The following is an 8,663-nucleotide window of genomic DNA, read 5'->3' as shown; positions in this document are numbered from 1 at the left end:
GCCACCCGCTACGACCGCAGGGCCATCCACTTCCTAGGCTTCGTACACCTCGCCGCCACCATGATCTGGCTGCGCTGAATGTCGATTCCGCCTAGAGCGTTCCCCACAACGGGAACTGTCATGACCAACACGCGCGACTTCACTCCGGCCCTTGGCCGCCATGAGTTGACCCAGACCTACGACAGGGCCATCGCCCTCATGACGCGTGAACGACGCTGGCGGGCGGCGCTGCTGAAGCTGGTCGCTCCGCGCGAACATGAGATCATTCTCGATGTCGGATGCGGGACGGGCACCTTCGCGCTCATGCTCAAGGCCGCCTGCCCCGAGGCGCGGATCATCGGCGTCGATCCTGATCCGAACGTCCTGGCGCTCGCCAAACAGAAGGCAGACGAGGCCGGGCTGGCTGTTGAGTGGCGGGAAGGCTTCGGCGACGCCCTCGGCGAGGTCACGCCGGAAGGGACTGTCGACAAGGTCGTATCCAGCCTCGTGCTCCACCAGTGCTCCCTTGAGGTGAAACGCGCGATCCTGGAGGCCATGCGGACGGCGCTGAAGCCCGGCGGCCGGGTCGTGATCGCCGACTACGGTCATCAGCGTACCCCGCTGATGCGCCTGCTGTTCCGACAGGTGCAGATGCTCGATGGTTTCGCTCACACCCAGCCGAACGCTGACGGCGTCCTGCCGGGTCTGATGTCGGCGGCGGGCCTGGCGGACATCGAGGAGACGCGCATCGTGCCGACCCCAACGGGGTCTATCTCGCTCTATTGTGCGACGGCCCCGTCGCGCTAGCGACCAGCCTCAGCGGGCGGGTGTTCCTACGGCGCGCCTAGCTTGGGCTCAACCGCGACGTCGCGGGTCGGAATGTCAACGCCGTAGTCCGCCGCGCTCGCAGGCTGACCCGCGGCCTTCGGCTCGGCGAAGGTCTCCCGTGGCTTCGTGGCGCACCCGGTCAAAACCAACACCCCGAACAGCGCGATCGGCAACAGCCTCATGCGTTGGCCTCCTTGATAGAGAGTCAACGCTAGACACCGGCGATGGCGGACTGAGGGCGGCCGGGGCTACAGCGCATTCACCGGCAACTTGAGGAACACCCGGCCTTCGGACGACGGGGCGGGCAGAGCGCCGGCGCGGATATTCACCTGAAGGGATGGCAGGATCAAAGTCGGCGCCGCCAGTGTGGCGTCGCGCGCCTCGCGCATCGACACGAACTCGGCCTCGCTGACACCCTCACGGACGTGGACGTTATCCCGGCGCTGGGCCGCCACAGTGGTTTCCCAGACGACGGTGTCGCGGCCGGCGGGCAGATAGTCGTGACCGACGAAGACGCGGGTCTCAGGCGGCAGGGCCAGGATCTTGCGGATCGACCGGTACAGGGTCGCAGCGTCGCCACCGGGGAAGTCGGCCCTGGCGGTGCCGTAGTCGGGCATGAACAGGGTGTCGCCGACGAAGATCGCGTCGCCCACGTGATAGGTCACACAGGCCGGGGTGTGGCCGGGGGTGTGCAGGACGCTGATCCGGAGGTCACCGAGCGGTAGGGTCTCGCCCTCCCGAACCAGCCGGTCGAAGACCCGACCGTCGGCCTCAGCCTCGAACAGCTCGCCGAAGCTCTTCTGCACGGCCTGGATATCGGCCCCGATGACGACCTTTGCCCCGGTCTTGGCGCGCAGGTAGTCGGCGCCGGAGAGGTGGTCGGCGTGGGCGTGGGTTTCCAGGATCCAATGCAGTTGCAGTCCCCGAGCCTGGACGGCGGCTAGCAAGGCGTCCGCGGAGGCGGTCGAAACGCGCGCGACCTTGGGGTCGAAGTCGAGCACAGGGTCGATGATCGCCGCAGCCTTCGTTGCCGGGTCAGAGATCAGATAGGAGATCGTGTGTGTGGCCTCATCGAAGAAGCCCTCTACGCTAAGGATCATGGTCGGAGCCTCCTGGCTTTCGGCTCTCTATATATTAGCTATTGCTAATTTAGCAACTTCGCATATATGGCGACCATGTTCGATCTCGCGAACTTCGACATCACCCGTTTCGAGGCCAGCGCCGGGGAAGCCGCCAAGCTCCTTCGCGCGCTGGCCAACGAGCGTCGGCTGATGGTCCTCTGCCAACTGGGGGACGGCGAGCTGTCGGTCGGGGACTTACTTCCTCGGGTCGGCCTTTCGCAGTCGGCCCTTTCGCAGCACCTGGCGGTGCTTCGCGAGGAGGCGATCGTGGCCACGCGCCGCGACGGCCAGACCATCTGGTACCGGATTGCCAATCCCGCCGCGGTGCGGGTGGTGACGACACTCGCCGAGATCTTCTGTCCCCCGGACACGAGGAAGAGCCATGACCGCCAAGCTGACGCCCCTGACGCCGATTGACGCCGCAGCCCGCCTGAACGCCGGCCAGGCCATACTGGTGGACATCCGCGAGCCCGACGAATTCGCCCGCACCCGTGTGAAGGGCGCACTGTCCCGACCACTCACGGCGCCTGGCGTAGCCCCAGCTGGCCGCCAAGTGATCTTCACCTGCCGCACGGGCATGCGCACCGACGCCGACGGCGACCGCCTAGCCGCGGGCGTGACCGGCGAAGCCTTTGTCCTTCAGGGCGGACTGGATGGCTGGATCAAGGCGGGCTTGCCGATCGAGCAGGACCGGCGTGCGCGTTTAGAGATGATGCGCCAGGTCCAGATCGGCGCCGGTTCGCTGGTGCTGCTGGGCGTGTTGCTCGGCCTGCTGGTGCATCCCGGCTTTTTCGCCGTCGCGGCCTTCGTCGGCGCGGGACTGACGCTCGCGGGCGCCACCGGCTTCTGCGGCATGGCTCGCCTGCTGGCCTTCGCGCCTTGGAACCGCCGCTTGCTCTAGGAAGTAGGCGGAGCTGTTATCAGGCCCCCCGATCGCTGTAGGCCAGCAGCCGCAACGCGTTGAAGACGACGACCAGTGTGGAGCCTTCGTGCATCGCCACGGCCGGTCCGATGCCAAGCCCCAGGATCGTCGCCGGCACGAGGACCGCGACCACCCCCAGACTGATGAAGACGTTCTGCCGAATGACTGATCGGGTTCGGCGGCTAAGCCCGACGGCGAAAGGCAGGTGACGCAGGTCGTCCGCCATTAAAGCGACGTCGGCAGTCTCAAGCGCAACGTCCGAGCCCGCAGCGCCCATGGCGATGCCGACCGTCGCGTTGGCCATAGCCGGCGCGTCGTTCACACCGTCGCCGACCATCGCGACCTTGTCCTCCGCCCGGAGTTTGCGGATGGCCTCGACCTTGTCCTCTGGCATGAGATCACCCCAAGCCTCGTCCAAGCCGACATCCTTGGCGATCGCCTCGGCGACCTTGCTGTGGTCCCCAGAGATCATCAGCATGCGGGTGATGCCGAGCCGCCGCAGCGCAGCCAAGGCTTCGCGCGCAGCCTCTCGGGGAGTGTCCATCAGGCCGATGACGCCCAGGTCGCGGTCCCCCTTGCGCACCGCCATGGTCGTGCGACCTTGGTCACGAAGGCGAGCAATGGCCTGCGCGGACTCAGCGCCAAGCGGCGGCACGCCATCCACGCCGAACATCTCGGCCTTGCCGATCCAAACGGTTTCGCCGTCCAGCCGGGCGACGACGCCGCGTCCGATGAGGTTGTTCAGTTCGCTAGCCGCACCGATGGCCTTGCCCGCTGCCCCGAGCCGTTCACGGCCGTCGCGGGCGATCGCTTCGGCAAGCGGATGATCGCTGAGCATCTCGACCGCGACCGCGACACGCAGAAGTTCTTCATCATCCACCGCGGGCGCGGCGATGACGTCCGTGATCCGCGGCCGCCCTTCAGTGAGCGTCCCGGTCTTGTCAAAAGCGATGGACCGCAGTGAGCCCAGATCCTCCAGCGGCGCGCCGCCTTTGATGAGAACGCCGCCCTTGGCCGCTCTTGCGACGCCAGAGAGCACGGCGCTGGGCGTAGCGATAGCCAGCGCGCAGGGACTTGCGGCGACGAGCACCGCCATGGCGCGATAGAAACTGTCCGAGAAGGGCTCGTCGACGACGACCCATGCAAAGAGCAACACGAACGCCAGCACCAGGACGACGGGCACGAAGATCCGCTCGAACTTGTCGGTGAACCTCTGCGTCGGAGACTTTCGGGTCTCGGCCTCGCTAACCAAGCGTACGACCTTGGCCAAGGCGGAATCGGTGGAGAGGCGCGTGACCTCCACCTCAATCGCGCCGGCCCCGTTTATAGTGCCGGCGAACACCCGAGACGTAGCGTCGACGCCATCGGGCCTAGCGCGAGCCAGAGACGGATTCTCGACCGGGCGCTTGTCGACCGGCATGCTCTCGCCGGTAACCGGGGCCTGGTTGATGCTGGACGCGCCTTTCACCACAAATCCATCGGCGGGCAGGCGCTCGTTCGGGCGGACAATCACCACATCCCCAAGCACGAGGTCCTCGACCCCCACTTCGGTTGTTCCGCCCTGGCGTCGGACGGTCGCGGTGCGTGGCGCAAGTTCGGCCAATGCTTCGATCGCGCGCTTGGCGCGCCCCATGGCGTAGTGCTCGAGCGCATGGCCTAGACTGAAGAGGAACAGCAGCAGCGCCCCCTCAGCCCACGCCCCCAGCGCCGCAGCACCTGCGGCCGCAACGAGCATCAGGGTGTCGATTTCAAAGCGCTTAAGGCGAAGGTTGTCGAAGGCTTCGCGGAGCGTGAAGAAACCCCCGAAGCCGTAGGCCCCTACATAAAGCGCGGTCGGCAACCAGGCCGGCGCGGCGGGGACCAGCTTTTCGATCAGGAAGCCCGTCGCCAGCAGCCCCCCGCAAAGCAGCGAAAAGATCAGTTCGCTATTGGCCCCGAGCGGGCCGCCATGAGCGTGCCCGTGATCCTCACCTTCCTTGTGAACATGGCCCGGCTTTCCGTGCTCATCGTGAGCCTTCGCCTCTCTCGCCGGGGCCTTCGTGACAGGCGTCACACCAAGCCCAGCGAGGACCTTCAGTACCTCTTCCTGCGATACGAAAGTCCGATCGAACTCGATCCGGACGAGACCCGCGGCGCTGGCGTCGGCCTCAAGCACGCCAGGAGTTGCGGCAAGACGCTCTGTGATCGTCCGCGCGCGGCGCTCATGCTGGATGCCCTGAACCTGCCAGACAGCGTGACCAAAGCGTTCTGTGATCGCCGCGCCCGATGCGGTGACGAGTTCTCGTAGCCGCGATAGCGAGATGACAGCGGGATCATAGTGGACGCAGAGGTGAGGCTCCTTGGCCTCAGCGCCGTCCACCACATGGGCCTTGGTGACGCCAGGCCGCCCTGCAATCTCGTCGGTAAGCCGCCTGACGCAAGCGTCCGAACTGTCGTGCACCTCCGGCAAGATCAGCGGGATGTCGAGTTGAAGCGTCTGGATCATGCCGAACCTCTTGATGAGGCCAGAACGTGCGGCCTCGAGACTGGTTGGACGAAGCAGGCGACGGCTTCCCGCCGCCTGCCGTTGAACGCCGGGATCGAGCTAGTCTTCGATCCCTTCACTCTTGCGGTGCCTAACCGCCTGGGCCGCGAAGGTCGGCAGCACCAGGAGGGTCAGCGCCGTCGCCGTCAGCAGCCCGCCGATGACCACAGTCGCCAGCGGCTTTTGCACTTCGGCCCCTGCCCCGCTGGCGATCGCCATCGGGATGAAGCCAACGATCGCCACCAGCGCAGTCGTGAGCACTGCTCGTAGGCGGCTCGATGCACCTTCGATCGCCGCTGTACGCGGGTCTAGGCCGCCGTCGAGCCGCTCCCGGATCGACTGCATGAGCACGAGCCCGTTCAGCGTCGCGACCCCTGAGACGGCGATGAAGCCGACGGCTGCGGACACCGAGAACGGCATGCCGCGCAACAGTAGAGCGAGCGCCCCTCCGACGAGGGCCAAGGGAACGCAGGCGAACACCAGACCAGCTTCAGCAAACGAGCCCAAGGCCATGAAGAGCAGGATCCCGATCAGCACGAAAACAATCGGAATGACGAGCGAGAGCCGCTGCTCGGCGCGCTGCAGGTTCTCGAATTGGCCGCCCCAGTCGAGATACACCCCGGCCGGAAGGTCGACCTTGGCCACCCTTTCCTGGGCATCGGTGACGAAGCCTCCGAGATCGCGACCGCGAACGTTGGCCTGGACCACCATGCGACGACTGCCATTCTGGCGACTGATTTGGTTTGGTCCCTCTCCGGTCTGGATGCGGGCGACTGACGACAGCGGAACGACTGTGCCGTTCGGCCCGCTAATCGGGAGAGCGGCCAACGCCGCCGGGTCGTTGCGCGCGTCTTCTGGAAGGCGCACCACCACATCGAAGCGGCGATCGCCTTCAAAGATTCGCCCGGCCTCTGCTCCGCCGATCCCCGCAGAGACCGCCTCACTGATATCGGCTGCCGACAGCCCGTAGTTGGCGGCGGCAAAGCGATCGACGGTGATTGTCAGGGTCGGCAGGCCTGACGCCTGCTCGACCCGGACGTCCGCCGATCCGGACGTCTCGCGCAGGACGCCGGCGATTTGGTCGCTGACACGCTGCAGAGTGGCGAAGTCGTCGCCGTAGACCATCACCGCAAGGTCGGTTCGAACCCCGGAGATCAGTTCATTGAAGCGCAGTTCAATGGGCTGGCTGAACTCGAAGTTGTTGCCGATCTGTCCAGAAGCCACCTTCTCGAACCGAGCAATGAGCTCCTCCTTCGGCAGCTTCGGGTCGGGCCAGTCCTTGCGGTCCTTCAAGACGATGACGCTGTCGGAGATATTGGGCGGCATCGGGTCGACTGCGGCCTCGGCCGTGCCGGTGCGCGAGAACATCGTCTCCACCTCCGGCTGGGCTTTGATGACCTTCTCCAGCGCCATCTGCATGGCCAGGGACTGTTCGAGTGAAGCCGACGGCACCCGCAGAGCCTGCATGGCGATATCGCCCTCATCGAGGGTTGGAATGAATTCTCGGCCAAGGACAGTGAAGGACACCGCCCCCAACACAAGGGCGGTGATCGCCGAGATCAGGACCACCTTTGGCCGAGCGACCGCCGCCACGATGGCAGGCTGGATGAACCGGCGCGCGAAACGCAGGATCTTGGTCTCGTGTTCCTCGACCTCTCCATCCGGACCGGTGTGGACCGTCTTGGGATCGCGGACGAGCAGCGCCGTCATGGCCGGCACGAAGGTGAACGAGAAGATGAAGGCGCCCACGAGGGCGAGCATCACCGTCGCGCCCATCGGCTGGAAGGTCTTGCCTTCGACCCCCTCAAGGGTGAGCAGCGGGGCGAAGACCAGAAGAATGATCAGCTGTCCGAATGCGGCCGGCTTGACCATTTGCCGGGCCGACTGGATGGCGACATCCAGACGCTCGTGACGGGTCAGAAGGCGTCCAAGCTCAGCACGGCGCTTGGTCAGCATCAGCAGCGTGTTCTCGATCACCACGACGCCGCCATCGACCATTAGGCCGAAATCGAGGGCGCCCAGGCTCATCAGGTTTCCGCTGATGCCGAACCGGTTCATGCCGATGACGGCGAACAGGAATGAGAGCGGGATCATCAAGGAGGTGATGATCGCGGCGCGGATGTTCCCCAGCAGCAGGAAGAGGATCACGATCACCAGGAGCGCGCCCTCGGTAAGATTGCGCGCCACTGTAGCGATGGTCGAGTTGACCAGCTCACTGCGGTTCAACACCGGTACGGCGACGATGCTGGGCGGCAGGGAGTCGTCGACCACCGAAAGACGCTCGGCGGCCGCCTGCGCCACCGTGCGGCTATTGCCGCCCGCGATCATCAGAGCCGTGCCCAGCACGGCCTCATGCCCGTCTCGGCTTGCCCCGCCCAGCCTAGGCGCTTGGCCCGCCTCGACCGTAGCGACATCCGCCACGCGAACGACCAGGCCGCTGCGGTTGGTCACCGGCGCTTGGGCAAGGTCCTCCGCCGTGGCCGCGAGGGCGTCGGTACGCACCACCAAGGCTTCCCCGGCACGCTGAATGTAGCCGGCGCCCGATTGGATGTTGGCTCGATCGAGAGCCAGGACGAGATCGTTCAGACTCAGTCCGTAGCCGGCGAGCTTGGCGACGTCTGGCCTGACCGCGAACTCCTTGACGTAGCCGCCGACCGTATCGACCCCCGCCAGCCCCGTGGTCGTGCGCATCTGCGGCGCGATGATCCAGTCCTGAACCGTGCGAAGATAGGTCGCCCGCTGCTGCGGAGTGGTCAGGCGTTCTCCCTCGGGAGTGAGATAGACGCCCTCCTCCTGCCAGCCCGGTTGCCCTGGCTTAGCCAGCGTCTTCTGGCTGTAGGGCTCGTAGTCGACGGTCCACATGAGGACCTCGCCCAACCCCGTGGTGATCGGCGACAGTGCAGGCTCCACCCCTTCGGGCATACGCTCCCGCGCCTGGGCTAACCGCTCAGCCACCTGCTGTCGGGCGAAGTAGATATCGGTCTGGTCGGTGAAGATCGCAGTGATCTGGCTGAAGCCGTTGCGCGACAGCGACCGGGTGCTGGTAAGTCCCGGGATGCCGGCCAACGCCGTCTCAAGTGGATAGGTTACCTGGCGCTCGATCTGCTCAGGCGCCAGAGCAGGAGCGACCGTGGTGATTTGCACCTGACGGTTCGTGATATCCGGCACGGCGTCGATCGGCAGCCGGGTGAGTTCGAAGAGGCCGACGGCGCAGACCAGCGCCACCGCCAGCACCACGAACCATCGAAAGCGAACGGATGCTTCTATGAGAAGTTTGAACATGCGCGCC

Annotated in this window: 7 protein-coding genes; 3 read left to right on the top strand and 4 right to left on the bottom strand. The window is 65.7% G+C overall.

What is annotated here, in order from left to right:
- Positions 1 to 120 precede the first annotated feature (120 nt).
- Positions 121 to 786: a class I SAM-dependent methyltransferase gene (locus GGQ61_RS10925; protein WP_183772360.1), complete on the top strand. Its 666-nt coding sequence runs from the start codon at positions 121 to 123 to the stop codon at positions 784 to 786.
- A 26-nt stretch (positions 787 to 812) separates the two neighbouring features.
- Here the strand turns inward: GGQ61_RS10925 and GGQ61_RS10920 are convergent, their stop codons facing one another.
- Positions 813 to 989 carry a hypothetical protein gene (locus GGQ61_RS10920; protein ID WP_183772358.1) on the bottom strand — a complete coding sequence of 59 codons (177 nt, stop codon included), beginning with the start codon at positions 987 to 989 and terminating at the stop codon, positions 813 to 815.
- Positions 990 to 1,055: 66 nt separating this feature from the next.
- The gene (locus GGQ61_RS10915) at positions 1,056 to 1,907 is read right to left on the bottom strand and encodes an MBL fold metallo-hydrolase (protein WP_183772356.1); all 852 of its coding nucleotides are present in this window, start codon (positions 1,905 to 1,907) and stop codon (positions 1,056 to 1,058) included.
- Positions 1,908 to 1,973: 66 nt separating this feature from the next.
- Between GGQ61_RS10915 and GGQ61_RS10910 the strand changes: the two genes are divergently transcribed.
- Both GGQ61_RS10910 and GGQ61_RS10905 read left to right on the top strand, forming a co-directional pair.
- Complete coding sequence (locus tag GGQ61_RS10910; protein ID WP_183772354.1) at positions 1,974 to 2,345, top strand: ArsR/SmtB family transcription factor; 372 nt, start codon at positions 1,974 to 1,976, stop codon at positions 2,343 to 2,345.
- The gene (locus tag GGQ61_RS10905; protein ID WP_183772352.1) at positions 2,311 to 2,829 is read left to right on the top strand and encodes a rhodanese family protein; all 519 of its coding nucleotides are present in this window, start codon (positions 2,311 to 2,313) and stop codon (positions 2,827 to 2,829) included. The genes GGQ61_RS10910 and GGQ61_RS10905 overlap by 35 nt, the downstream gene beginning before the upstream one ends.
- A gap of 19 nt (positions 2,830 to 2,848) precedes the next feature.
- On the opposite strand, the gene GGQ61_RS10900 is transcribed toward GGQ61_RS10905, so the two are convergent.
- Together GGQ61_RS10900 and GGQ61_RS10895 are read right to left on the bottom strand one after the other, a co-directional pair.
- Positions 2,849 to 5,335: a heavy metal translocating P-type ATPase gene (locus GGQ61_RS10900; protein ID WP_183772350.1), complete on the bottom strand. Its 2,487-nt coding sequence runs from the start codon at positions 5,333 to 5,335 to the stop codon at positions 2,849 to 2,851.
- 99 nt (positions 5,336 to 5,434) lie between these two features.
- Positions 5,435 to 8,656 (bottom strand): efflux RND transporter permease subunit, encoded by a 3,222-nt coding sequence (locus GGQ61_RS10895; protein ID WP_183772348.1) that lies wholly within the window; start codon positions 8,654 to 8,656, stop codon positions 5,435 to 5,437.
- Positions 8,657 to 8,663 lie beyond the last annotated feature (7 nt).

It is taken from the genome of Phenylobacterium haematophilum (assembly GCF_014196295.1).
Lineage (GTDB): Bacteria > Pseudomonadota > Alphaproteobacteria > Caulobacterales > Caulobacteraceae > Phenylobacterium > Phenylobacterium haematophilum.
The sequence above is the reverse complement of the archived record's forward strand: the minus strand, read 5'-3'. Positions and strand labels throughout refer to the sequence as shown.